The organism is Micromonospora sp. WMMA1923, from assembly GCF_049179195.1.
Taxonomy (GTDB): domain Bacteria; phylum Actinomycetota; class Actinomycetes; order Mycobacteriales; family Micromonosporaceae; genus Micromonospora; species Micromonospora yangpuensis.
Genome location: NZ_JBMHLZ010000001.1, coordinates 3,403,687 through 3,426,709, shown reverse-complemented (window position 1 = coordinate 3,426,709; position 23,023 = coordinate 3,403,687). Strand labels below are relative to the sequence as shown.

At 70.8% G+C, this 23,023-nt stretch carries 24 protein-coding genes; 11 read left to right on the top strand and 13 right to left on the bottom strand.

Going from position 1 to position 23,023, the window contains the following annotated elements:
• The first annotated feature begins 4 nt into the window (after positions 1–4).
• The 4 genes from ACN28G_RS15385 (at position 5) to ACN28G_RS15370 (ending at position 5,474) form a co-directional block, all read left to right on the top strand.
• A complete protein-coding gene (locus ACN28G_RS15385; RefSeq protein ID WP_229688191.1) occupies positions 5–2,725 on the top strand; it encodes an MGH1-like glycoside hydrolase domain-containing protein in 2,721 nt (906 codons plus the stop codon).
• A gap of 391 nt (positions 2,726–3,116) precedes the next feature.
• Positions 3,117–3,887, top strand: coding sequence for a L,D-transpeptidase family protein (locus ACN28G_RS15380; protein ID WP_421479494.1), 771 nt, complete (start codon positions 3,117–3,119; stop codon positions 3,885–3,887).
• Between the two features lie 82 nt (positions 3,888–3,969).
• On the top strand, positions 3,970–4,752 hold the full coding sequence (locus tag ACN28G_RS15375) for a TetR/AcrR family transcriptional regulator (RefSeq protein WP_421479493.1): 783 nt from the start codon (positions 3,970–3,972) through the stop codon (positions 4,750–4,752).
• Positions 4,749–5,474, top strand: coding sequence for an HAD family hydrolase (locus ACN28G_RS15370; RefSeq protein ID WP_091440266.1), 726 nt, complete (start codon positions 4,749–4,751; stop codon positions 5,472–5,474). The genes ACN28G_RS15375 and ACN28G_RS15370 overlap by 4 nt, the downstream gene beginning before the upstream one ends.
• 19 nt (positions 5,475–5,493) lie before the next feature.
• Here the strand turns inward: ACN28G_RS15370 and ACN28G_RS15365 are convergent, their stop codons facing one another.
• The 5 genes from ACN28G_RS15365 to ACN28G_RS15345 all read right to left on the bottom strand — a co-directional run bounded on the left by ACN28G_RS15365 (position 5,494) and on the right by ACN28G_RS15345 (position 9,159).
• The gene (locus tag ACN28G_RS15365) at positions 5,494–5,775 is read right to left on the bottom strand and encodes a hypothetical protein (RefSeq protein WP_091440263.1); all 282 of its coding nucleotides are present in this window, start codon (positions 5,773–5,775) and stop codon (positions 5,494–5,496) included.
• Between the two features lie 106 nt (positions 5,776–5,881).
• Positions 5,882–6,313 (bottom strand): hypothetical protein, encoded by a 432-nt coding sequence (locus tag ACN28G_RS15360; protein ID WP_091440258.1) that lies wholly within the window; start codon positions 6,311–6,313, stop codon positions 5,882–5,884.
• 189 nt (positions 6,314–6,502) lie between these two features.
• Positions 6,503–7,207, bottom strand: coding sequence for a VOC family protein (locus ACN28G_RS15355; RefSeq protein ID WP_091440254.1), 705 nt, complete (start codon positions 7,205–7,207; stop codon positions 6,503–6,505).
• Positions 7,208–7,391: 184 nt separating this feature from the next.
• Positions 7,392–8,321 (bottom strand): SUMF1/EgtB/PvdO family nonheme iron enzyme, encoded by a 930-nt coding sequence (locus ACN28G_RS15350; protein WP_421479492.1) that lies wholly within the window; start codon positions 8,319–8,321, stop codon positions 7,392–7,394.
• 64 nt (positions 8,322–8,385) lie between these two features.
• Entirely contained in the window at positions 8,386–9,159 is a 774-nt protein-coding gene (locus tag ACN28G_RS15345) for an aminotransferase class IV family protein (RefSeq protein ID WP_421479491.1), read from the bottom strand.
• Positions 9,160–9,476: 317 nt separating this feature from the next.
• On the opposite strand from ACN28G_RS15345, the gene ACN28G_RS15340 reads away from it, so the two are divergent.
• Positions 9,477–9,911: a hypothetical protein gene (locus ACN28G_RS15340; protein ID WP_421481005.1), complete on the top strand. Its 435-nt coding sequence runs from the start codon at positions 9,477–9,479 to the stop codon at positions 9,909–9,911.
• On the opposite strand, the gene ACN28G_RS15335 is transcribed toward ACN28G_RS15340, so the two are convergent.
• Positions 9,803–10,039, bottom strand: coding sequence for a GntR family transcriptional regulator (locus ACN28G_RS15335; RefSeq protein WP_091440251.1), 237 nt, complete (start codon positions 10,037–10,039; stop codon positions 9,803–9,805). The two genes, ACN28G_RS15340 and ACN28G_RS15335, sit on opposite strands and share 109 nt — an antisense overlap.
• 423 nt (positions 10,040–10,462) lie before the next feature.
• On the opposite strand from ACN28G_RS15335, the gene ACN28G_RS15330 reads away from it, so the two are divergent.
• On the top strand, positions 10,463–11,422 hold the full coding sequence (locus ACN28G_RS15330) for a helix-turn-helix domain-containing protein (protein ID WP_421479490.1): 960 nt from the start codon (positions 10,463–10,465) through the stop codon (positions 11,420–11,422).
• A gap of 16 nt (positions 11,423–11,438) precedes the next feature.
• Here ACN28G_RS15330 and ACN28G_RS15325 read toward each other — a convergent pair whose 3' ends face one another.
• The 3 genes from ACN28G_RS15325 to ACN28G_RS15315 form a co-directional block, all read right to left on the bottom strand.
• Positions 11,439–11,885, bottom strand: coding sequence for a type II toxin-antitoxin system VapC family toxin (locus ACN28G_RS15325; RefSeq protein ID WP_091440245.1), 447 nt, complete (start codon positions 11,883–11,885; stop codon positions 11,439–11,441).
• Positions 11,882–12,055, bottom strand: a complete 174-nt coding sequence (locus tag ACN28G_RS15320; RefSeq protein WP_175440588.1) for a hypothetical protein — start codon at positions 12,053–12,055, stop codon at positions 11,882–11,884. The genes ACN28G_RS15325 and ACN28G_RS15320 overlap by 4 nt, the downstream gene beginning before the upstream one ends.
• Before the next feature lie 218 nt (positions 12,056–12,273).
• The gene (locus ACN28G_RS15315) at positions 12,274–12,852 is read right to left on the bottom strand and encodes a DsbA family protein (protein WP_421479489.1); all 579 of its coding nucleotides are present in this window, start codon (positions 12,850–12,852) and stop codon (positions 12,274–12,276) included.
• A 241-nt stretch (positions 12,853–13,093) separates the two neighbouring features.
• Between ACN28G_RS15315 and ACN28G_RS15310 the strand changes: the two genes are divergently transcribed.
• From ACN28G_RS15310 to ACN28G_RS15295, 4 genes are read left to right on the top strand one after another with little or no spacing between them, the layout of a single operon-like run.
• A complete protein-coding gene (locus ACN28G_RS15310) occupies positions 13,094–14,383 on the top strand; it encodes an ABC transporter substrate-binding protein (protein WP_091440232.1) in 1,290 nt (429 codons plus the stop codon).
• Entirely contained in the window at positions 14,380–15,393 is a 1,014-nt protein-coding gene (locus ACN28G_RS15305) for a carbohydrate ABC transporter permease (protein WP_091440229.1), read from the top strand. Before ACN28G_RS15310 ends, ACN28G_RS15305 begins: the two co-directional genes overlap by 4 nt.
• A 1-nt stretch (position 15,394) precedes the next feature.
• Positions 15,395–16,228, top strand: a complete 834-nt coding sequence (locus tag ACN28G_RS15300) for a carbohydrate ABC transporter permease (protein WP_091440227.1) — start codon at positions 15,395–15,397, stop codon at positions 16,226–16,228.
• A gap of 9 nt (positions 16,229–16,237) precedes the next feature.
• Entirely contained in the window at positions 16,238–17,440 is a 1,203-nt protein-coding gene (locus ACN28G_RS15295) for an ABC transporter ATP-binding protein (RefSeq protein WP_421479488.1), read from the top strand.
• Positions 17,441–17,677: 237 nt separating this feature from the next.
• Here the strand turns inward: ACN28G_RS15295 and ACN28G_RS15290 are convergent, their stop codons facing one another.
• From ACN28G_RS15290 to ACN28G_RS15280, 3 genes are all read right to left on the bottom strand, one after another.
• The gene (locus ACN28G_RS15290; protein ID WP_373868309.1) at positions 17,678–18,838 is read right to left on the bottom strand and encodes a winged helix DNA-binding domain-containing protein; all 1,161 of its coding nucleotides are present in this window, start codon (positions 18,836–18,838) and stop codon (positions 17,678–17,680) included.
• Positions 18,839–19,084: 246 nt separating this feature from the next.
• A complete protein-coding gene (locus ACN28G_RS15285) occupies positions 19,085–19,672 on the bottom strand; it encodes an HAD family hydrolase (RefSeq protein WP_308472670.1) in 588 nt (195 codons plus the stop codon).
• 74 nt (positions 19,673–19,746) lie between these two features.
• Positions 19,747–20,235, bottom strand: a complete 489-nt coding sequence (locus ACN28G_RS15280) for a GNAT family N-acetyltransferase (protein WP_091440221.1) — start codon at positions 20,233–20,235, stop codon at positions 19,747–19,749.
• A 117-nt stretch (positions 20,236–20,352) separates the two neighbouring features.
• Here ACN28G_RS15280 and wrbA point away from each other — a divergent pair, with 117 nt between their 5' ends.
• Positions 20,353–20,973: an NAD(P)H:quinone oxidoreductase gene (gene wrbA, locus ACN28G_RS15275; protein WP_091440220.1), complete on the top strand. Its 621-nt coding sequence runs from the start codon at positions 20,353–20,355 to the stop codon at positions 20,971–20,973.
• Positions 20,974–21,033: 60 nt separating this feature from the next.
• Here the strand turns inward: wrbA and ACN28G_RS15270 are convergent, their stop codons facing one another.
• Positions 21,034–22,956, bottom strand: coding sequence for an anthranilate synthase family protein (locus ACN28G_RS15270; protein ID WP_421479487.1), 1,923 nt, complete (start codon positions 22,954–22,956; stop codon positions 21,034–21,036).
• Positions 22,957–23,023 lie beyond the last annotated feature (67 nt).

Below are 23,023 nucleotides of genomic sequence, written 5' to 3'. Positions count from 1 at the left end.
GCAGATGTTCACTGACGTGTCGGCTTCCCGTGAGACGCCCCCCGATGCCGAACGGCTCCGGCTCGCCCAGGCCGACTCGGGTGAACAGGCCTGGCGCGCATGGGGTCCCTATCTGTCCGAACGTGCGTGGGGGACGGTACGGGAGGACTACAGCGAACACGGCACGGCCTGGGACTACTTCCCCCACGACCACGCGCGTTCCCGAGCCTACCGGTGGAACGAGGACGGCATGGCAGGCGTCTGCGACGACCGGCAGACGTTCTGCTTCGGCCTGGCGTTGTGGAACGGCGAGGATCCGATCCTCAAGGAGCGGATGTTCGGCCTCGGCGGTGACGGCGGCAACCACGGCGAGGACGCCAAGGACTACTGGTGGTACGAGGACTCCACCCCCACCCACTCCTGGATGCGCTGGCGCTACCACTACCCGCAGGCCGCCTTCCCCTACGACGAGCTGGTCTCGGTGAACGCGACGCGGGGCCGCGACGACACCGAGTACGAGCTGGTCGACACCGGCATCTTCGACGACGACCGGTACTGGGCGGTGACCGTCGACTACGCCAAGGCCTCCCCGACCGACCTGTGCATGACGGTCACCGTGGCCAACCAGGGTGACCGGGCGGCGACCCTGCACGTGCTGCCCAGCCTCTGGTTCCGCAACACCTGGGCGTGGGGACTGCCCGGCAGCGACCGGGTGCCCCGACTGGTCGGCGAGCCGGCCTTCCGGGGCCGCAAACGGGCCAGTTCCCGGGGCCCGGCCGGCCCGGCCACCCCGGCCCGCCTGGTCGGCCAGCACCACGTCCTCGGTCAGCTGGTGCTGGCCGGCGACGGCGAGCCGGTCCCGCTGCTCTGCGACAACGACTCCAACACCGAGCGGCTCTGGGGGCTGCCCGGCCGCTCGAAGTACCCCAAGGACGGCATCAACGACCACGTGGTCAACGGCGCGGCCACGGTCAACCCGGCCCGGGAGGGCACCAAGGGCGCCCTGCACTACGTCCTGCAGGTGCCCGCCGGCGAGCGGCGGCAGATCAGGTTGCGGCTCACCCGTACCGCCCCGCCTCCGGCCACCGGCGCGGCGCCGGCGCTCGACCTGGGCGACGGGTTCGACGCCACGGTGTGGGCCCGCCGGGCCGAGGCGAACCACTACTTCGCCGGGGTCGTCCCGGCCACGGCCACCCCCGACGAGGCGCTGGTCGCCCGGCAGGCCATCGCCGGGCTGATGTGGGGCAAGCAGTTCTACCACTTCGACGTCACCCGCTGGCTCTCCGGCGATCCGGGGGCCGCGCCGCCCCCGGCGGGCCGCCGGCACGGGCGCAACAGCGCCTGGTGGCACATGACCAGCTTCGACGTCATCTCCATGCCCGACCCCTGGGAGTACCCCTGGTACGCCGCCTGGGACCTGGCGTTCCACTGTGTCAGCATCGCCCGGGTCGACCCGGGCTTCGCCAAGGAGCAGATCCTGCTCCTGCTGCGCGAGTGGTACCTGCACCCCAACGGGCAGATCCCGGCGTACGAGTGGGCGTTCGGCGACGTGAACCCGCCGGTGCACGCCTGGGCGGCGCTGAAGGTCTTCGAGATCGACGGCTCCACCGACCACGCGTTCCTGGCCCGGGTGATGCACAAGCTGCTGCTCAACTTCACCTGGTGGGTCAACCGCAAGGACACCGGCGGCAACAACGTCTTCGAGGGTGGCTTCCTCGGACTGGACAACGTCGGCCCGTTCGACCGTTCGGCGGCGCTGCCGGTGGCCGGGGTGCTGGAGCAGTCCGACGGCACCGGCTGGATGGCGATGTACGCCCTCAACCTGCTGGACATCGCCATCGTCCTGGCCGAGCAGGACCGGACCTGGGTGGACACCGCCTGCAAGTTCTTCGAGCACTTCGTCTACATCGCCGCCGCCGCGTACTCCCAGGGGCTCTGGGACGCCGAGGACGAGTTCTTCTACGACGTGCTGCGGCTGGCCGACGGCAGCCAGGTCCCGCTGCGGGTCCGCTCGGTGGTCGGGCTGCTGCCGTTGGCCGCCACCACCCGGCTCACCGCCGGCACCCTGGACAGGTTGCCGGAGCTGGGGGCCCGGATCCGGTGGTTCCTCACCAACCGTCCGGAGTACGCCCACGTGATGGACGCCCGGCGGATCGGTCCGGACGGCCGTCAGCAGCGGCTGCTCTCCATGGTCGGCCCCGACCAGGTCGTCCGGCTGCTCGCCCGGATGCTGGACCCCGACGAGTTCCTCAGCGAGTACGGCCTGCGCACGCTCTCCCGGGCCCACCTGGACAAGCCGTTCTCGGTGACCCTCGGCGGGTTGGAGTTCAGCGTCGGCTACGAGCCGGCCGAGTCCACCAGCGGACTCTTCGGCGGCAACTCCAACTGGCGCGGGCCGATCTGGATGCCCACCAACTTCCTGCTGGTAAGCGCCCTGCGGGACTACGCGGCGTTCTTCGGTGACGACCTGCGGGTGGAGTACCCGACCCGGTCCGGGACGCAACGGTCGCTGGACGAGATCGCCGACGACCTGTCGGCCCGGCTGATCTCGCTGTTCACCCGCGACGGCTGGGGACGCCGGCCGATCTACGGCGCCTGTCAGCTCTTCCAGACCCACCCGGACTGGCGGGACCTGATCGCCTTCCCCGAGTACTTCCACGGTGACAACGGGGCGGGGCTGGGCGCCTGGCACCAGACCGGCTGGACCGCCCTGGTCCTCGACCTCATCCTCACCCTGCGGCGCTGACCCGAACAGCGCTGCCGGTGGCGGTCCCGTTACGCCCGTACGCCGGTTTCGCCCCATACCGCGAATCGGCACCGTCGGCGGCACCGGTCACCTTGTCCGGCGGGCCGCGGTGGATCTAGCGTGATGCCCGCGTCACGGCCGGCCTACGGGGGGCCGGCCGAGGGCGTGTCGACCTCCGGCGCGGGCACCGTGGAGCTGAGTGCGAGCGGTCCGACCCGGCGTCGGGACCCGGCGTGGGCGGCGTGCCACGCCCCGCCGGGCCGTGTCGGCGGCGGGATCCGCCGCCGCGCCGGAGCGTCGCGGGTCAGGACCGGGGAGTTGCGGCCCCGGTCCTGACCCGTTGCCGGGTGGTGGCTTCCGTCGGGGCCCGGCGGGTGCCAGGATCTCCGGAATGAAACGAAGGACGTTGATCCTCGGCGCGGCCGTCGGAGCGGTCGTACCCGCCGGTGCCGCGACCACCGCCGGCGCGACCCGGTCCGCCGGTGGGGCGGCCGTCGCCCCGTCGGACAAGCGCGGCGACCCGACGCCGGCCAACCGGGCCGACCGGCTGACCACCCTGCCGAGCCAGACCCGGCAGGTCGTGGTCGTGGCGGGCAACGGGTACGCGACCACCCACGCCACCCTGGAGACCTTCGAGCGGATCCGGGGCCGCTGGACCCCCGTCACCGCAGCGTTGCCGGCCCGGATCGGGTCCAAGGGCTTCAGCGACAACCACGTCGAGGGGGTGGCGACCACCCCGACCGGGGTCTACTCGGTCGGTCCGACGATGTACGGCATCTCGGCCGACCCGGGCGTGCGGTACCCGTACCACCGGTTGGTCACCAACGACTGGTGGAACGAGAACCCGAAGTCGCCGGCGTACAACACCTTCCAGCACACCGCCACGAACCCGGGTGGCTACAGCGAGGCGCTGTGGAAGGAGGTGCCGGCGTACACCCACTTCGCGGTGATCACCTACAACATGCCGCCGAACGTCGCGAAGCCGGTGCCGAACGCCGGCAGCGGCATCTTCCTGCACCAGTTCAGCACCGCGGCGGGCAACGCCACCGCGGGCTGCGTCAGCCTCTCCCGCGACCACCTGGTACGGGTGCTGACCTGGCTGGATCCGGCTGCCGCGCCGCGCATCGTGCTCAGCCCGTACGAGCAGCTCGGCCGCTACTGACGCCGCGGGCGCCGGAGCGGCGGGTGGCGGATCTCCGATCGAGGCCGTGACTGTGGGTGCCGGGGTGGCTACCATCCACCGCGTGTCTGCAGCCGTCGAGGAACCCGTCACCACCGGTGACGAAGCAGGACGGGAGGCGGCGGAGTCCGGCCGGTGGATCGTCGACGCCGCCCGGGAACTGGCCGAGTCCGAAGGCTGGGAGGGGGTCACCACCCGGCGGCTGGCCGACCGGCTGGGCTGCTCCCAGGTGACGATCTACCAGCACTTCAGCGGCCGGGAGGCGATCGTGGCAGCGGTCGCCGTCGACGGCTTCGCCGAACTGGCCCGGAGTCTGACCGAGGCCCGAACCCCGGCTGAGCCGCCGGCCGGGTCCGAGCCGCCGCCGGCCCCGTCCTGCCCGCCGGCCGGGCCCGAGCCGTCCGCTGAGCCGCCGCCGGCGGTGGAGCGGGACGGGCCGGTGGTGGCCTGGTCGCGGGTGGTGCAGCGGTACCTCGACTTCGCCTACGCCCACCCGCAGGTCTACGACGCGATGTTCCTGCTCACCGCGGAGCTGCCGTTCGGCGTGCCGGAGGGGCCACCCGCGCTGCACGCGGTCTTCGCCGAACTCCGCTCGGCGCTCACCCCGCTGGCCGCCGGGCGGGACCCGGAGGCGCTGGCCGAGGTCGGCTGGAGCGTCCTGCACGGCATGGTGATGCTCACCCGGGGTGGCCGGCTCCGGCCGGACCGGCAGGACCAGCGGGAGACCCTGATCATGGCCGGGTTGTTCGGCACGCCACCGCCGGCCCGACCAGAAACCGGTGTGCCGTCTCCGCCGTCGGTTCCGTACCCTCGTCAGCCGGAACCGACGACGGGGGAGGACGCATGACGGGCCACGACAGCGGCGGTGGGGGCGGTGAGCGGACGGTCGGGCAGGTGCTGGTCTTCGACGCCGACGACACCCTCTGGGAGAACAACGTCCTCTTCGAGCGGGTGATCGACGACTTCCTCGACTGGCTGGACCACCCGACGCTGGACCGGGTCGAGATCCGGCACATCCTCGACGACATCGAACGGGCAAACGTCGTCACCCACGGCTACGGCAGCCGGGTGTTCCTGAACAGTCTGCGGGAGTGCATGGAGCGGTTGCGTGCCCGGCCGGCCAGCGACCGGGAACGGCAGGAGATCGAGGGCCTGGCGTGGGCGCTCGAACAGCGGCAGGTCGAGCTGATCCCGGGGGTCGCCGACACGCTTACCGACCTGGCCGGCCGGCACGACCTGCTGCTGCTCACCAAGGGCGACGACACCGAGCAGCGCCGCAAGATCGAGGCGTCCGGCCTGGCGCACCACTTCCGCGCCACCCACGTGGTCGCCGAGAAGGACGCGGCGACCTACCGGTGGCTGACCCGGGAGCACGGCTTCGACCCGGTGCGGGCCTGGATGATCGGCAACTCCCCGAGGTCCGACATCCTGCCCGCGCGGGCCGCCGGGCTGAACGCGGTGTTCATCCCCAACACCTACACCTGGGTGTTGGAGCACGACGTGCTGGACCCGGCCGACGCCGGAGTGCTGCACCTGGGCGCCTTCACCGACCTGACCCGGCACTTCTGAGCGGTCACCGGCACGCCGGTCAGGGCTGGCCGACCTCACCCCGGACGATCGCCACCGCGACGCGGCAGAACTCGTCCATGTCCGGGGTGAAGCCGGCCGCGATGTCGGGGTGCAGGCCGGAGCGGGTCTCGTCGAGCAGCCGTTGGCACACCTGCTCGACCGGCTCGCCGGCGTAGCTGGCGCGGACGCGACCGGTCGCCGCCTGCAGGGCCGAGGTCAGCTGATCCTCCAGCGGGCCGCGCAGCTTGCGCTGCACGGGGTCGAGCCCGCTCGGATCGAGCGTGACATGTGGCTCCGACATCGGCGCTCCCTTCGTCGGCGTCCGCGGTACCCCACCGCGACCGTCGGTCAAACCACCGTGGATACGGCGGCGATGCTCACACCGCCGTGGGTACGGCGGCGATGCCTCACACCGCCGTGGGTACGGCGGCTACCCGGACCTGGTACGAGAAGTCCTCGGCCGGCTCCTCGGTGTACGACAGCCGGCGGATCTGCCGGTCGTCGTCGTAGAGGGCGACGTCGACCAGGACCCCGAGATGGGTCAGGCCGATGCTGGACACCCGCTTCTTGTCCTGGAGCACCGCGCAGACCCCGCCCAGCAGTCCGCTGGCGTCGGAGGTGCGGTGCCCGGGTGGACAGCGCAGGGTCAGGTCCACCTCGACCGGCCCGGGCAGCGACGTCCAGCCGGTACGCTGGGCCGCCACCAGGGCCGCCTGGAGGAGGGTCCGGACCCTCGTCGCCTGGCGGTGGCCGGCGGCGAAGATGGACAGGGCTTCGGTCTTGACCGGGGGCAGGCCGCTCACCTCGAATGTCAGGGCGAGAGCGCGGGTGTCCTGCACGACGGCACCTCCTCGTGGAACGATCCTGCCCAACCGGTGAGGCGGTAGGAGGGGGATCCCGGGATTACCAGCCGATCGGGCGGAGCTGGGGACGGCCGGAGGCGGATCGACGTCGACGGCGATGCGCCCGCTGCGGCGCTTGGCAAGAGACGCTAGTGCACCCGGCGGTGACTCGGAACCTCCGCGTGGTCACTGATTGGAATCAGGTCCGAAGGCACAGAACTCGTTGCCCTCCGGGTCGGCCAGGATCCACCATCCGATCTCGGTGTCCGGCTCGCGCAGCAGCGTCGCGCCGGCCCGGATCAGGGCGGCGGGCGTGGGCTCCAGCAGATCGACGTCCCAGTGCATCCGGTTCTTGACGGTCTTGCGCTCCGGCACCGGGTCGAAGACCAGGAAGTCCCACGGGAAGCCGGCCCCGCCGACCACCGAGGCGGGGCCCTTCTCGCTGGCCTCGATCCGACCGCCGAGCACCCCGGCCCACCAGGCGGCCTGTCCGGCCGCGTCGGCCGCGTCCACGACCAGCTCGAACGGGCCGGGCGGCTGACCCTCGCGGGCGGCGAAGGCACAGAACAGGTTGCCGTCCGGGTCGGCCAGCACCCACCAGTCGATCTCCGAGTCCGGTTCGCGTACCAGCCGGGCGCCGGCGGCCAGCAGGACGTCCGGGCCGGCCCCGGCCAGCCGCAGGTCGAGGTGGACCCGGGTCTTGCCGGTACGCGGCTCCGGCACCGCGTTGACCCAGATGGACTCCGCGCCCGCGCCGGCCGTACCCGGGTCGACCCGGACGTCCCCGTCACCGAGGTCCGCCAGTTCGCCGTCGAGCACCCGGGCCCAGAAGGCACCCAGCGCGTACGGGTCGGTGGCGTCCAGGCAGAGGTCCTTGAAACGGGCGATCATCGCACCATCATGCCGGCCGGTCCGGCGTCGGTAGTCTCCGGGACCTCGGTGAGGTTCGGGCCGTGATTGCCCCCGCTCGCGAGGTGAGTCCCTCTTACGGCCGCACGCGATAGAGGCCGTCTGGCCTGTTGCCGAGCAGATCTACGAGCAACGCCCGGCAGTACGTCGGGACGCGAGCCGCGCATCAGGCAGCCAACAGGGCCTGCATGGCGTCTGCTACCACGACGCACCGGAATCCGGTGTCGTCGTCAAGCATCAAGGCATCGGCGTCATTGAAGTTCGAGGGAGTGGCTCGCTCAAAACCGCTGGTAAAGGCACTTCCCTTGAGCTCGAAACGCCCCGGCGTAGTCTCGGTTCGACACCATTCCCAGACATTTCCACACAGGTCAAAAATCCCGTAGATGCTCGTTCCGCTTTGGTAACGCCCAACGGGCGTGGTGTTCCTAATGCTGCCTTCTCGGACGTTGCACTTGGCAGGGGTCGGCCGGTCACCCCAGGGGTACACGTTGCCTCTCGGGCCGCGCGCTGCCTTCTCCCACTCCTGCGAACTCGGCAGGCTTTTGTCCGCCCAGCGTGCATAGGCGCTCGCGTCATTCCAGCTCACAAAGGTCGCTGGGTGGTCGGACAACTCCGAGGTGCAGATGCCTTCCGGCCAGTGGGAGGGGGGCCGGTAGCCGGTTGCTCTGACGAACCGTGAGTAGTCTGCATTCGTCGTGGGATAGACATCGATGTAGAATGCGGGAAGCCAGACTGGCTCGTTGGCGGGTCCGCTTAGGTATACGCCGGCGTCAACGAGCGCCATCAGCTTGCCGTCCGCAGGATGGCGCACATGAGTCGCCTCGGGCGTTGAAGTCTGCTCGGGTATGGATGCGATGACCGATGCATCGATCAGCAACACAAATCGTGCTTGCGCGTCATCGCCTGCGCGCTCTAGTGAGGTGTCGAGAACAGCCTGGTTCATCGGGCGTGGCTTGATCGATTGCCCGCCAGCTTCCCATTTGGACACCATGCGGTCTGACACGCCAAGATGCCTGGCGAAGTCGCGAATGCTCATCCTGCGTGCTTCGCGTAGTGCCCGGACCTCCCTGCCGGACCACTGGCGTACGGTGGTCACCTGCGACTCCTCCAGTTTGATGTCGCGGGTCAGCATACCGCTGCATACGCCGATGTAAAGCTCGTCAAAGCAGCTCGCCGGGGATGGCGCTGTACTCCTTCCGGATCTGTTCCACCAGCGGTACCGCGTCGGCAAAACGGACGGCGTCAATCGCGGCGATACCCCGGACTCCAATCGCGGCGTTGGTGACAAACGCTCCGGTGTAGCGATCCAACTCCGTCACGTTGACGCGGCGCTGGAGCCCTGCACGCTCCTGCTGGATCAACGCCATCGTGACTCCCGGCAACACCGGTGCCTGCGGCCACACGATCTCGTCGCCTTCGATCAGACCGATGTTCCAGGTCGCCCCCTCGGAGACGAGCCCTTCTTCATCCACGAACAGGACATCATCGAAGCCTGCGAGCTGAGCCTGACGCCGGTGGAATACCGTCCCGAACAGGCCGACGTGCTTGACAGTTGGAACCTCCCGCTCGTACCGGTGGGCGGTGAGCACTAACGGCGGTGGCGGAACCTTCGACGCAACCCGCATCGTGACGAGCACCTGAGGGCTTGATGCGTCGACAGGGTGCCCCAGATCGAGATCCGGGTCGAACACCGTCACCCTGGCAACGATCGACCCGGCGAAACCGTCCACGACGCGGCGGACGTAGCGCCGCACCTCATCTTGATCGAGTTCCGTGCCGAAAAGCGTGCGGCAGTCCCTCGACAGCCGGTCGAGGTGCAGCGTAAGCCCTCGCACTCGGCCACCGTCCACTCGCATGGACGTGAAGTGACCGTAGTTGGTGAGACCGAGGATCTTCAGTTCATCCAAATCAACGGGCTTCCCATTCAGCAGCATGGCGCCAGTCTCTCCCATTACCTCGGCGTCCGTCACTACTGGGCCTGGCAAGTTCGGCACAAGTTCAGCGCTGGGGTGGCATAGCGGCATTTACCGATGATTGCAAGACGCGCGAACATGGCTACGTTCCGCTATGTGCAATCGATCTATGAGGCACTGCTGACCACCGTCAGTCCGGCCGTTCGGCGCAACTCTGGGCCGGAAGCCGGAGGCGACGCCCCCCCAGCGGCGTTGCCTCCATCCTGTCCCGCTCCCACGGGGGCAGGCCGATGTGCCTCCCTTTCCGCGCCACCGCGCTCGACGAAGAGGAGATTCCCATGCTCGACGAACGCGATATCCGAGCGATGCTCACCCTGCGAGGCTCCGAGCGAGAAGAACTGTTTTGCCAGGCCCGCGCCACCCGCGCCGGTGTGTACGGCGATCGGGTGGTGGTACGCGCGGTCGTTGAGGTGACGAACCTGTGCCGGGTCGACTGCGACTTCTGTCCGATGCGGCGCTCCAACACCCGCGCCAACGCGGTGTTCCACCAGACAGCGGCCGAGATGATCGAGACGGCGATCGGGGTCCACGCCCTCGGCGCCAACGTGATCTGTCGGCGGTCTCCTGGGGTGGGCCGTCGGGGTTGCCGTACGGCCGGCTGCTCCTATGGGTCTTGGTCGCGGGCCTCGGTCACGAAAACACCGAGGCCCATCCGCCCGATGAGTTCGTCGTGTTCGATCATCGAGTCGAGAGCGCGGCGGACGGTCATGTGACTTGTCTCGTACTCCTCGGCCAGAAGTCGAGTGGAGGGAAGCTTGCTGCCGGGCGGGTAGATGCCAGCCTTGATCTTGGCGCGAAGATCGTCCCTGATCTGGCGCCACAGCGGCTGGGCGTACGGCATGCCGCCAGCGAAACACCCGGTTCCAGCGACTCATAAAGCATCCCCCATCTGTCTTTACAGGCTTTATAGGTGAGGTAAGGTTCCTGCGTTGCGATCAGCTACCCGGGGAGGGCACGTGGCCAGGCGGTGGAAGTGGTTCTTGCGGGTGGGGAAGGCGGGGGCGGGCCTGATCGGGCGGGTGGTGTCCGGCGGGGTCTCGCCGGGGAGGTGGCGGCGGGTGGATGGCGAGGCTTGCGTACCCGGATCGGTGGTGACGTTGCGGTGTGACGGCGCGGTGGTCTACGAGATGCCGGCGGAACGGCCGGGGCGGCGGGTGAACCGGCGTGCGGAGCGGCCCGGTGGGCGGGGTGGCGACCAGCGCGTGGGGTGTCGGCCGGTGTGGTCTCCGGCGGCGGACGCCTGGTGGCGGGGGAGGCGGGAGCGGTGAGCGGGGACGTGGCGTCGAGTGTGCCCCGGCGGGTGTTGGGGCGGGTGTTGAGGGAGTTGCGTACCGAGGCGCGGATGACGGTGGAGGGCGCGGCGGGTGCGTTGCGGTGCAGTTCGCAGAGGGTGTGGCGGGTCGAGGGTGGTGCCGGCCCGGTCCGTGGCTCGGATGTGTGGGCGATGTGCGAGTTGTACGGGGCGACGGGCCCGGTGAGCGCCGCGTTGGTCGGCCTGGCCGGGGAGACGAGGGCCAAGGGCTGGTGGCACGCCTACGGCGGGGCGGTCCCCGACTGGTTCGACCTGTACGCGGCCCTGGAGGCCACCGCCGGCCGGCTGCGCGAGTACCAGCCGGCGTTGGTTCCCGCGCTGCTGCAGACCCGGGAGTACGCGGCGGTCGCCTGCCAGCATCGTCCGGACGGTGAGCGGGATCGGCTGGTCGAGGCGCGGCTGGGTCGGCAGGGGCTGCTGCGGCGGCGGTTGCCCGCGCCGCCCCGCTTCGAGGCGGTGCTCGCCGAGGAGGTGCTGTTGCGTCCCGTCGGTGGCCCGGCGGCGATGGCCGGCCAGCTTCGGCATCTGCTGGCCGTGGGTCGGCAGTCGACCGTGTCGATCCGGGTGGTGCCGCTGGCCGCCGGCCCGCACGCCGGTACCGTCGCGGGCGGGTTCGTGCTGCTGGGCTTCCCGCCCGGCAACCGGGTGGAACCGGCACCACCCGTCATCTACCGCGAGGCCCTCACCGGCGCGCTCTACCTCGACCGGCCGGGCGAGGTGGCGGCGTACGAACGGATCTGGGCCAGCCTTGACGCCCTGGCGCTGGACGAGGCCCAGTCCGCCCGACTCATCACGACGATCCTGGAAGACGTCCACCACGGCGCGGGTGAGGGCGAGCCGGAGCCGACCGGCACGAGGATCCCATCCCACGCCCTACCGAGCCGTGTCGACTCGACAGCGCCAAACCCCTGAGCCTGGCCGACCTCCGTTACGACCAACCTTCCTGAAGCACCCAGCGCAGGGACTTGACGGTGCTGACCCGACTGGCCATGCCGACGAACTTGAAGTCGACCGTGGCGATGTCTGGCACACTGAGCCGCTCGGCCAACGCGATGACCGTCGCGTCGACGTAGCCGAGGGGTGCCGTGACGAGCTGGCGAACCAGCTCGGCTGCTCGGCGTCGGTCGTCCTCGGTGGGCACGATCACTGTGTAGTCCGGACCGCTGCGGGTGACAGCCTCCAGGAACTGCAACTCCAGCGCCGGTCCGCCACGGACATGATTACGCAGAAAGTTGCAGGTCTCGCCGAGCACCGGCTCCGGGATGAGGAGCTGTCCTGGCCACTCGGCGAGCAGCCGGGTGGCGGCGGCGTGATGGCGGTCGCCCCGGTCGAAGGTGGCGATCAGCGGCCCCGAGTCGCAGAGCAGCTGCCTCATGCGCTACGTCGGATCGAATCGATCGCTTCGACGATCGCGCGGTCGCGCTGTGCCTCGGCCATGATGTCTCGGTAGCGTCCCGAGAGATCATGTTCACCGGTGTTGACCAGCCCGACCCACGGGAACCGCTGTCGGACCGGTTCGTAGTCGATCGAAAACACGTTGTCCACGTTCTTACGGTAGACCACCTCGCGCTGCGGCAGGGTGCGGCACGACCGTCGTGGCCAGCATCTCCACCAACCGCAGGCGGGTTCCGTTGATCTGCTGCCCGTGACTCGGGGGACGCAGGTGCCCCGCCACAGTGCAGGTCCGAATGGGCGGTGGCAGGCACTCCCACGTCAGCCCTGTAGGTGGCGGACGGTCGCATCGCCGTCCGCCACCGGGGCGGTCAGCGGCGGCCGCGTTTGATCTCGTGGAAGGCCGGGATCCGCAGCAGGGGCAGCATCGAGTCCCAGATCGTCAGGGCGTCTGCGGTCTCCGGAACCTCGGTGAGGATCGGACCGTGGATGCCCCGCTCCACACCCGGGACCATCAGCACCGGCGCGCCGATGTCCGGGCCGGCCGAGGCGTACGCCAGGTCGTGCGACTCCCGGACCGCCCGGTCCCACCGCTCGTCGTCGAGGGCCGCCGCCGCGTCCTGGACCCCGGCCGCCTCCACCGCCGCCGTCACGGTCTTGTCCGACAGCGGCTCCTCGGCGTCGTGGGTGCGGGTGCCGAGCTCGGTGTAGAAGCGGCCGATGTCGTTGTTGCGGTCGGCCGCCCGCAGCGCCTCGACCAGCCGCAGGGCCCGGCTGGAGGCGGCCATCATCTCGGCGAAGGCCGGCGGAACCTGACCATCGTTGAGGATGGCGAGGCTGAAGGCACGCCACTGGATGGTCAGGTCCCGGGCGTCGGCGACCCGGACCAGCCAGCGGGAGGCCCGCCAGGTCCAGGGGCAGGCCGGGTCGAAGAAGAAGGTCGCGTCCATCCCCTGAGCCTACGGTGACCCCGGCCGGTCCACAGCGGCGATAACCTTAGGGTAAATGTCAGTATTTTTCGGACCGGACCAGATATCAGGTTTCGCTGCTTCGCAGGTCGGGCAGTGTTAGCGCCACGAAACGCCCGGGGCCGGGCCGGATCGGATCGGTACGGCCGCCGTCCGTCTCGCCGTGCGCCGGGGCACGGACCCCCTCCCCGGCTCTCGCCGTAGCACATGAGGGGAGGGGCGGATGACGACACACGCTGACCAGGCGCGACATCGGCGTCGGCCACGGGTACGGGTGGTTGCCGCGACGGCGGCGTTGGCACTGCTGGGACCGCTGGCCGCGTGCGGCTCGGACGACACCGGTGGAGTTCCCACGATCAACCTGTACTACGGGCCCGAACAGAACCTGCAACAGGTCGTCGACAACTGCAACGCCGAAGCGCAGGGACGGTACCGGATCGTCTACCGGACGTTGCCACGCGAGGCCGACGACCAGCGGGTGCAGATGGTCCGCCGGCTCGCCGCCGAGGACACCGGCATGGACGTGCTCGGGCTCGACGTGACCTGGACCCAGGAGTTCGCCAGCGCGAACTGGATCCGGGAGTGGACCGGGTCGGACCGTACCGAGGTGGAGCAGGGCACCCTCGCCGGGCCGCTGGCGACCGCCAGCTACGAGGACCGACTGTACGGCGCGCCGAAGAACACCAACGTGCAGCTGCTGTGGTACCGCAAGGACCTGGTGCAGCAGCCGCCGACCACCTTCGACGAGATGATCAAGATGGCCCAGGAGCTCAAGAGCCAGGGCCAGCCGTACCAGGTGCTCACCATGGGCGCCCAGTACGAGGGGCTGGTCGTGCTCTACAACACCCTGGCCGAGAGCGCCGGTGGCCGCATCCTCAGCGAGGACGGCACCGAGGCGGTGATGGACGCCGGTGCCGTACGGGCGTTGGAGACCCTGCAGCGCTTCGCCACCTCCGGGGTGACCTCCCCGTCGTTCAGCAACGCCACCGAGGACCCGGTCCGGTTGGAGTTCCAGTCCGGAAACGGTGCGTTCCAGCTCAACTGGCCGTTCGTGTATCCGGCGTTGCAGGAGGCGAACCCGCAGTTGGCCGAGCAGGTCGGCTGGGCCCGCTTCCCCGGTGTCGACCCGGGCACCCCCAGCAAGGTCACCGTCGGCGGGTACAACCTCGCCGTCAGCGCGTACTCGCGGTACCCGCAGGAGTCGTTCGAGGCCGCCAAGTGCCTGCGCAACGAGGAGAACCAGAAGTTCTCCGCGATCAACGACGGCGTGCCGCCGACCATCGAGGCGATCTACGACGACCCGGAGATGGACGAGGCGTACCCGATGAAGGAGACCATCCTGGAGGAGCTGCAGGAGCCGGCGACCCGGCCGCTGACCCCGGCCTACCAGAACATCTCCACGGTCATGTCGGCCTACCTGTCGCCGCCGTCGGGGATCCGGCCCGAGCAGACCGCCAAGGAACTGCGTGAGGCCATCGCCGACGCCCTGGTGTCGAGAGGGGTGCTGCCATGAGCGTGCCCGCCACGCCGGCCGGCGCGCAGGCCGCCGCCACCGCCGAGAGCGACACCACCGGGGGTACGCCCACCGGGCGGCACCCCTTCGCCCCACCGCCGCGCAAACGCCGACGCGACCGGGCCCCGCTGAGCGAGAACAAGCGGGCCGAACGCCGCCTCGGTTGGTTGCTCTGCGCCCCGGCCGCGCTGGTCATGGTGCTGGTGACCGCCTACCCGATCCTGTACTCGGTGTGGCTGTCGCTGCAGCGTTTCGACCTGCGCTTCCCCGACGAGCGGGAGTTCATCGGGCTGGAGAACTACGTCACCGTACTGACCAACGAGTTCTGGTGGACGGCGTTCGGGGTGACCATGCTGATCACCGTGGTCACCGTCGCCGTCGAGCTGGTGCTCGGCATGGGGCTGGCGTTGATCATGCACCGGACGCTGGTCGGCCGGGGCATCGTCCGGACCGCGGCGCTGATCCCGTACGGGATCGTCACGGTGGTGGCGGCCTTCTCCTGGCGGTACGCCTGGACGCCGGGCACCGGATACCTGGCCAACCTCTTCGACGGCAGCGCGCCGCTCACCGAGCGGGGCAGCGCGCTGGCGATCATCATGCTGGCAGAGATCTGGAAGACCACCCCGTTCATGGCGCTGCTGCTGATGGCGGGTCTGGCCCTGGTGCCCGAGGACCTGCTCAAGGCGGCCTCCACCGACGGGGCCACCGCCTGGCAGCGGTTCACCAAGGTGATGCTGCCGGTGATGAAGCCGGCGATCCTGGTCGCCCTGCTGTTCCGCACCCTGGACGCGTTCCGGGTCTTCGACAACATCTTCGTGCTGACCGCCGGCAGCAACGACACCTCGTCGGTGTCGATGCTGGCCTACAACAACCTGATCCGGGGCCTGAACCTCGGCATCGGGTCGACGATGTCGGTGCTGATCTTCATCACCGTGGCGATCATCGCGTTCGTCTTCGTGAAGCTGTTCGGTACCGCTGCCCCCGGCAGCGACGACGGGGAGAGGCGCTGACATGGCCGACACCACCACGCGGGCCAAGCTGCGCTGGGGTCTGATGGACGCCATCGTCGTGGTCTTCGCCCTGGTCCCGGTGCTCTGGATCGCCTCGCTGTCGTTCAAGACACCGGCGACGCTCACCGACGGCAACTTCATCCCCCGGGAATGGACGCTGGAGAACTACCGGTCGATCTTCGCCACCGACCAGTTCGTCCGGGCCCTGATCAACTCGATTGGCATCGCCCTGATCGCCACCGCGATCGCGGTGGTGCTCGGCGCGATGGCCGCGTACGCGATCAGCCGGCTGGACTTCCCCGGCAAGAAACTGCTCGTCGGCGTCTCCCTGCTGATCGCGATGTTCCCGCAGGTGTCGCTGGTGTCGCCGCTGTTCGAGATCGAGCGGCAGCTCGGCCTCTTCGACACCTGGCCGGGGCTGATCCTGCCGTACATCACCTTCGCCCTGCCGCTGGCGATCTACACGCTGTCGGCGTTCTTCAAGCAGATCCCGTGGGACCTGGAGAAGGCGGCGAAGATGGACGGCGCCACCCAGGCGCAGGCGTTCCGGCGGGTCATCGCCCCGCTGGCCGCGCCGGGGCTGTTCACCACGGCGATCCTGGTCTTCATCTTCTGCTGGAACGACTTCCTCTTCGCCATCACGCTTACCTCCACCGAGCGGGCCCGCACGGTGCCGGTGGCGCTGTCGTTCTTCACCGGCGAGTCGCAGTTCGAGGACCCCACCGGGGCGATCTGCGCGGCCGCCGTGGTGATCACCGTTCCGATCATCCTGTTCGTGCTCTTCTTCCAGCGCCGCATCGTCTCCGGCCTGACCTCCGGCGCTGTCAAGGGATAGGTGGTACTCATGGCTGACATCGTGCTGGACAAGGTGAGCAAGAAGTTCCCGGACGGGACCACGGCGGTGTCCGACGTGGACCTGGAGATCGCCGACGGTGAGTTCGTCATCCTGGTCGGCCCCTCCGGCTGCGGCAAGTCCACCACCCTGAACATGATCGCCGGGTTGGAGGACATCAGCTCCGGTGAGCTGCGCATCGCCGGGCAACGGGTAAACGACAAGGCCCCCCGGGATCGGGACATCGCCATGGTGTTCCAGTCGTACGCGCTGTACCCGAACATGACCGTGCGGGAGAACATGGCCTTCCCGCTGCGGCTGGCCAAGCTCGACAAGCAGGAGATCGACGCCAAGGTCGAGGAGGCGGCGAAGGTCCTGGAGCTGACCGCGCTGCTGGACCGCAAACCGGCCAACCTCTCCGGCGGCCAGCGGCAGCGGGTGGCGATGGGCCGGGCGATCGTCCGCAAACCCAAGGCGTTCCTGATGGACGAGCCGCTGTCCAACCTGGACGCCAAGCTGCGGGTGCAGATGCGTACCGTGGTGTCCCGGCTGCAGAAGCAGCTCGGCACCACCACCGTCTACGTCACCCACGACCAGACCGAGGCGATGACCCTCGGCGACCGCGTGGTGATCATGCGCGGCGGCGCGATCCAGCAGGTCGGCCCCCCGCAGGAGTTGTACGACAACCCGCGCAACCTCTTCGTCGCCGGGTTCATCGGCTCACCGTCGATGAACTTCCTGCACGCCGCGGTCGACGACGGCACGCTACGGACCGCCCTGGGTGACGTGCCGATCGGCGACCGGATCCGCCGCGAGCTGGAGGGCGCCGACGCGCCGCGCGAGCTGATCCTCGGCATCCGCCCGGAGCACTTCGAGGACGCCGGCCTGATCGACGACGAGACCCGCCGCCGGGGGGTGGAGTTCACCGCGCCTGTCGACATCGTCGAATCCATGGGCTCGGACAAGTACGTCTACTTCACCGTCGAGGGGGAGAAGGCCACCGCCGCCGAACTGGAGGAGCTGGCCGCCGACGCCGGTGCCGCCGACTTCGCCGGTGGCGGCTCGAACCTGGTCACCCGGCTGTCGGCGGAGTCGACGGTGGCCGAGGGGCAGGACCACCGGGTCTGGTTCAACCTGGAGAAGATCCACCTGTTCAACCCGTCCGACGGGCGCAACCTCACCCTGCACGAGGGCCGAGCCGCCGGCGCCCTGTAAGGAAGGGCCCCTTGTTAACGCTTTCGGTAGAGAAGGGTCCCCTTCTCACACCCACGAACCGCTGACGGGTGGGGCGGGCTGTCCAGCCTGCTCCACCCATCCGCGTCGGCGGGGTCAGCCCGTCGGGCGGGGGCGGGCTGTCCGCGTTGGCGGGGTCAGCCCGTCGGGTGGGGTCGGGCTGTCCGCGTTGGCGGGGTCAGCCCGTCGGGTGGGGTCGGGCCGTCCGCGTTGGCGGGGTCAGGCCCAGGTCACCCGGGGTGGCAGGGCGAGGAAGTCGGCGTACCGGCTGAGGGCCCGTTCCACCTGCTCGCGGCGGGCCGCAGTGAGATCGACGAGAGGGTGCACGGTCAGGGTGACCCGGGTCTTGGTCAGGCTGCGCTTCCAGGTGCCGACCACCCGGCCGCCGACGACGACGGTGGCCTGGAAGACGCCGTTGCCGCCGGGAACGATGGCCTGCCGGTGCTCCGGGTCGAGCATGAGTGCCCGGTCCTTGAAGCCGAGCAGGTACTCGTCGAAGCCGGGCAGGGCCAGCACGTCGTCGGCCGGTAGGTGGGGCGTGTCAACCGGGGTGCCGGGCGCGTCGGCCGGTGTGTGGGGCGTGTCGGTCAGCGGCGCGGACAGCACCGCAGGCACGCCGTCGAGGTCGACCGTGGTCAGCTCGTCGCCGGCGGCGGCGATGGCCCGCTTGGCGTCGGCGGCGGTCAGCCCGGTCCAGCCGGCGAAGTCCTGCCGCGTGGTGGGGCCGTGGCCCCGGAAGTAACGCAGCGCCAGGGTGGCCAGCGCCTCGTCCCGGTCGAGCTGACGTTGGCCCGGCGCCCATTCGTCGAGCAGCGCGAACGTCTGCTCGCTGCCGACGTTGGGGGCGATGCAGGTGACGCCGCGCTGGGCCGCGTACCAGAGGAGGTGGTAGCCGCGTTGGCCCGCGCCGTCGATGCCGGCGGCGACCAGCGCGGCCACGCACTCGGTGCGGGTCAGTCGGCCGCCGCCGGCCAGGACGCCGCCCAGCACGTCGGCGGCCCGGTCCGCCTCGGCCTCCGACAGCCCGAGGAACGCGCGCCGGCGGGCCGCGCCGGCCAGGGCCCGTACCCCGGTCAGCTCCAGCAGCCAGCGGGCGTCGCGGGCCGGCACCAGGTGGATGGTGCCGCGCATCGGCCAGGTCCGCAGCGCCTCCCGGCGCTCGAGCGCGGCGTGCACGTCCGCGTGGGTCGACCCCGGCAGTCGTACGCCCAACGACCACATGCCGCTGGCCAGGTCCTGCGCCTGCATGGCACCGAACCACTCCACCACCTCGGCCACCGTGGCCAACGGGGCGGCGGTGGGGTGCGGGCGCAGCCGGAGCGCGGCCATCCGCAGCGCGAGCGCCTCGGCGCGGGTCAGCGCAGTCGAAACGGGTGCCACGAGGATGCCGCCTTCCGCCGGTGGTCGACCGCAGCATAGGCACGGGCACCGACACCCGGCCGGAAGCCGCCGCACCCCCTGATCGCGCTGTGCCAGCGTCGTTGCGGCCCAGCGCGATCCCCCGTTCAGGTCCAGCAACGCGGTGGCGAGCACCGGCACCCATCAGGATGGCGCTTTCCGGGCCGACCGGGAACCGTACTCCGGACACCTTGCGGATATCTTGAGCAAGCGCGCGGCGTGCGGGGGTCAGCCCCGGCGGGGCTGCGGCACCCGCACGACGGCCATCCCGGCCGCCTCGGCGGCGGCGATGCCCAGGTCGGCGTCCTCGAAGACCAGACAGTCCTGCGGGGGTACGCCGAGCAGCTCGGCGGCGCGCAGGAAGGGCTCCGGGTCGGGCTTGGCCCGGGTGTAGTCGCCGGCGCAGACCAGCACGTCGAAGCGGTCGAGGATGCCGAGCGCGTCGAGGGAGGCGGTGACGGCCGGCCGGGTACTGCCGGAGACCACCGCGAACGGGATCCGCCCGTGCGCGTCGTCGATGTGCGCCAGCACGCCGGGGATGCCGGTGGCGGTGGGCAGCAGCTCGTGGAAGAGGGCCTCCCGCCGGGCGACCACCTCCGCCAGGGGCATGGTCAGGCCGTGGCGTTGGTTCAGCTCGGCGATGATGTCGGCGTTGGGGCGGCCGGCCCAGGCGTAGAACAGCTCCTCCGACAGGGCGTAGCCCCACTCGTCGAGCGTCTGCTGCCAGGCGGCGTAGTGCTGGGGCATCGAGTCGACGATGGTGCCGTCGCAGTCGAACAGGTACGCCTGGAACTCGCCGGCGGGCAGGGGCAGCATCACCGGGCCAGGCTACCGCGCACCCCCGACCGGCCCGGCGCGCCCCGACACGCCCGGCCAACGGGCCGGTCGGTTCAGAGCCGCTGGTGCATGACCAGCAGGTCGACGTAGCCCTCGGTGGGGTGCCGGAAGGCCTCCGGTACCCGGCCGACGACGGCGAAGCCGAGCGAGCGCCACAGCGCCACCGCGCGGTGGTTGCTCGCCACCACCGCGTTGAACTGCATCGCCCGGTAGCCCTCGGCGCGGGCCAGGTCGAGCACGTGCCGGCCCAGGGCCCGGCCGACGCCCCGCCCCGCGGCGTGGGGGGCGACCATGAAGCTGGCGTTGGCGACGTGGGAGCCGGGGCCGAGCTGGTTGGGGCCCAGCTTGGCCGAGCCGACCACGGTGCCGTCGGCCCCGACGGCGGCCACGGTGCGTCCCGGTGGGGCGGGCAGCCAGATCTGTCGCGCCCGCTGCTCGGTGATGTCGCGCGGGTAGGTGTACGTCTCGCCGGCGGCCACGATCTCGCGCAGGAAGGGCCAGATCGAGGGCCAGTCGTCGGGGGTCGCGTCCCGGATCTGCATGTCGCCGAGGATGCCAGCCGGGGGTGGGGCGCTGTCCAGGGATTTCCCCGCGGTGTTTGACGACGCAAGTAACGGGTAGTCGCCGGAGTTGATCCACAAAACAGGGAGGACTACCTGATGGACGGCCAGACCAAAGTCGCGGTGATCTACTACAGCGCCACCGGGATCACGTACCAGATGGCCCAGGCTGCCTGCGAGGCCGCCGGTGAGGCCGGGGCCGAGGTTCGCCTGCGCAAGGTTCGCGAGCTCGCCCCCGACGAGGCGATCCGGGCCAACTCCGGCTGGCAGGCGCACCGCCTGGAGACCCAGGACGTGATGGAGGCCGAGCCCGACGACCTGGACTGGGCCGACGTGGTGATCATGGGGTCGCCGACCCGGTACGGGATGATCGCCGCGCAGCTCAAGCAGTTCATCGACACCACCGGCCCGCTCTGGGCCCGGGGCGCGCTGGCTGACAAGGTCTACTCCGGGTTCACCTCCACGGCGACCTCGCACGGCGGGCAGGAGTCCACCCTGCTGGCGCTCTTCAACGTCTTCTACCACTGGGGCGGTGTGGTGGTCACCCCCGGCTACACCGACCCCAGCCAGTTCGTCGCCGGCAACCCGTACGGCGCCTCGCACACCAGCAACAACGGGGAGGTGCCGCCGGACCACGTGGCGCTCGCGGCCACCGCGTTGACCGCGAAGCGGGCGGTGCGGATCGGCACCGCGCTGCGCGCCGGCCTGGCCGCCGGCTGAGCGTGGACCCGGGACCGGGCGGAGGCTCTCGAATCCGCCCGGCCCCGGGCGTCACGGTTCCTACCCCCGCTCCGGGAAACCATGCCCGGCCAACGTCCGGTCCGGCCGGTCCAGCAGGTGCCCGAGCAGATCGGCCAGGACCGCCAGGCCGTCCGGGCTGAGCACCGACTCCGGGTGGAACTGCACCCCCGCGAAGCCCGGCCCGCGCAGCGCGTGCACCGCGCCGTCGGCGTCGTCGCGGGCCAGCTCCACCGGGCCGTACCCGGTGGGCAGCCGGTCGACGTCGGCCAGGGCGGTGAATGTCGAGTAGAAACCCACCCGGCGTGGCACGCCGAAGAGCCGTACCCGCCGCTGCAACCCCTGGTACGGCGTCCGTCGCCGGTGCAGCGGCAGGCCGAGCAGCCCGGCCAGCACCTGGTGGCCCAGGCAGACCGCCAGGGTGGGCCGGCCGGTGGCCAGCAGCCCGGTCAGCAACCGGCGCAGCGCCACCATCTTCGGCTCGTCACCGGCGGGGTCGCCCGGTCCGGGACCCACGATCACCAGGTCGTGCTCGTCGAGGGGGCCGGGCCGGTGCCACGGTCGGGTGTCGACGGCGAGTCCGAGGGCGGCGAGCTGGTGGGCGAGCATGCCGGTGAAGGTGTCCTCGGCGTCCACGATCAGCGCCCGCCGGCCGACCAGGCCGGGCAGCACCGTGCTGCCCGGGGGACGCTGGTCCAGCCAGAACCGGGCCAGTGGCGCGTTACGGGCGGCGAGCGCGGCGCGTACCTCGGGGTCGTCGGCGAGCCGGACCGGCGGTCGGGGGCCGTGGTCGGGGGCCTGCGGCCCGAGGCCCAACGCGGCCAGCACCCCGGCGGCCTTGGCGTGGGTCTCGGCCACCTCGCCGTCGGCGGTGGAGTGCCGCACCAGGGTCGCGCCGACCTTCACCCGCAGGTCACCGTCGGCGGAGAGTTCGGCGGTACGGATCAGGATCGGCGCGTCGAGGGTCTGCCGGCCGGCGTCGTCGCGACCGAGCAGGGCCAGCACGCCGGCGTAGTAGCGGCGGCCGGTGCGTTCGTGGCGGGCGATCACCCGGCAGGCGTTCTCCATCGGGCTGCCGGTGACGGTGGGGGCGAACATCGTCTCGCGCAGCACCTCGCGCACGTCCAGGGAACCCCGCCCGGCCAGCAGGTACTCGGTGTGCGCCAGGTGGGCCATCTCCTTGAGGTACGGGCCGACGACCTGCCCGCCGCGTTCGGCGACCCGGGCCATCATCTTCAGCTCCTCGTCGAGGACCATGTACAGCTCCTCGACCTCCTTGGGGTCGTGCAGGAACCGCAGCAGCGCGTCCCGGTCGGCGTCGGCCCCGGTGTGCCGGAACGTGCCGCTGATCGGGTTCATCATCACCAGGCCGTCGTCGACGCTCACGTGCCGCTCCGGGCTCGCCCCGACCAGCGTGCGGGTGCCGGTGTGCACCACGAAGGTCCAGTACGCGCCGCGTTCGGCCAGCAGCAGCCGGCGCAGCGCGGCCAGCGCCGCCACCAGCACCGACCCCTCCACCCGGGCCCGCAGGGTCCGGTGGATGACGAAGTTCGCCCCCTCGCCCCGGCCGATCTCGTCGGCCAGTACCCGGTCCACCGCGGCGGCGTACTCCTCGTCGGTGCTGTCGAACGCGGCGCCGCCGGTGACCACCGGACCCGCCGGCAGCACGCCGCGGGCCAGCGCCGCCGGGATCCGCTGCTCCTCCTCGATGACCAGGCACTCCAGCGGCAGCTCGTCGTCGACGCAGGCGAACCCGCGTTCGGTGATCTGCCGGTACGGCACCAGGGCCAACGTGCGGGGGCCGGCGGCGTCGTCGGGCAGCGGGATGTCGGCGAGCCGGTCGACCGTGCGCAGCGTGCCGGTGAACAGTTCCAGGTGCTCGGTGCCGGCCCGGTGCAGCAGCGCGAAGGGTCCGGGGTCGCGGCCGTCGGCGACGGCGTCGAGCAGGTCGGACAGGCAGGACATCGGTTCTCCTCGGGCTCGGCTGCCGCTTCCGGGGCGGCCCGGGAGCCGGGGAGGACCGGCGGCCGCC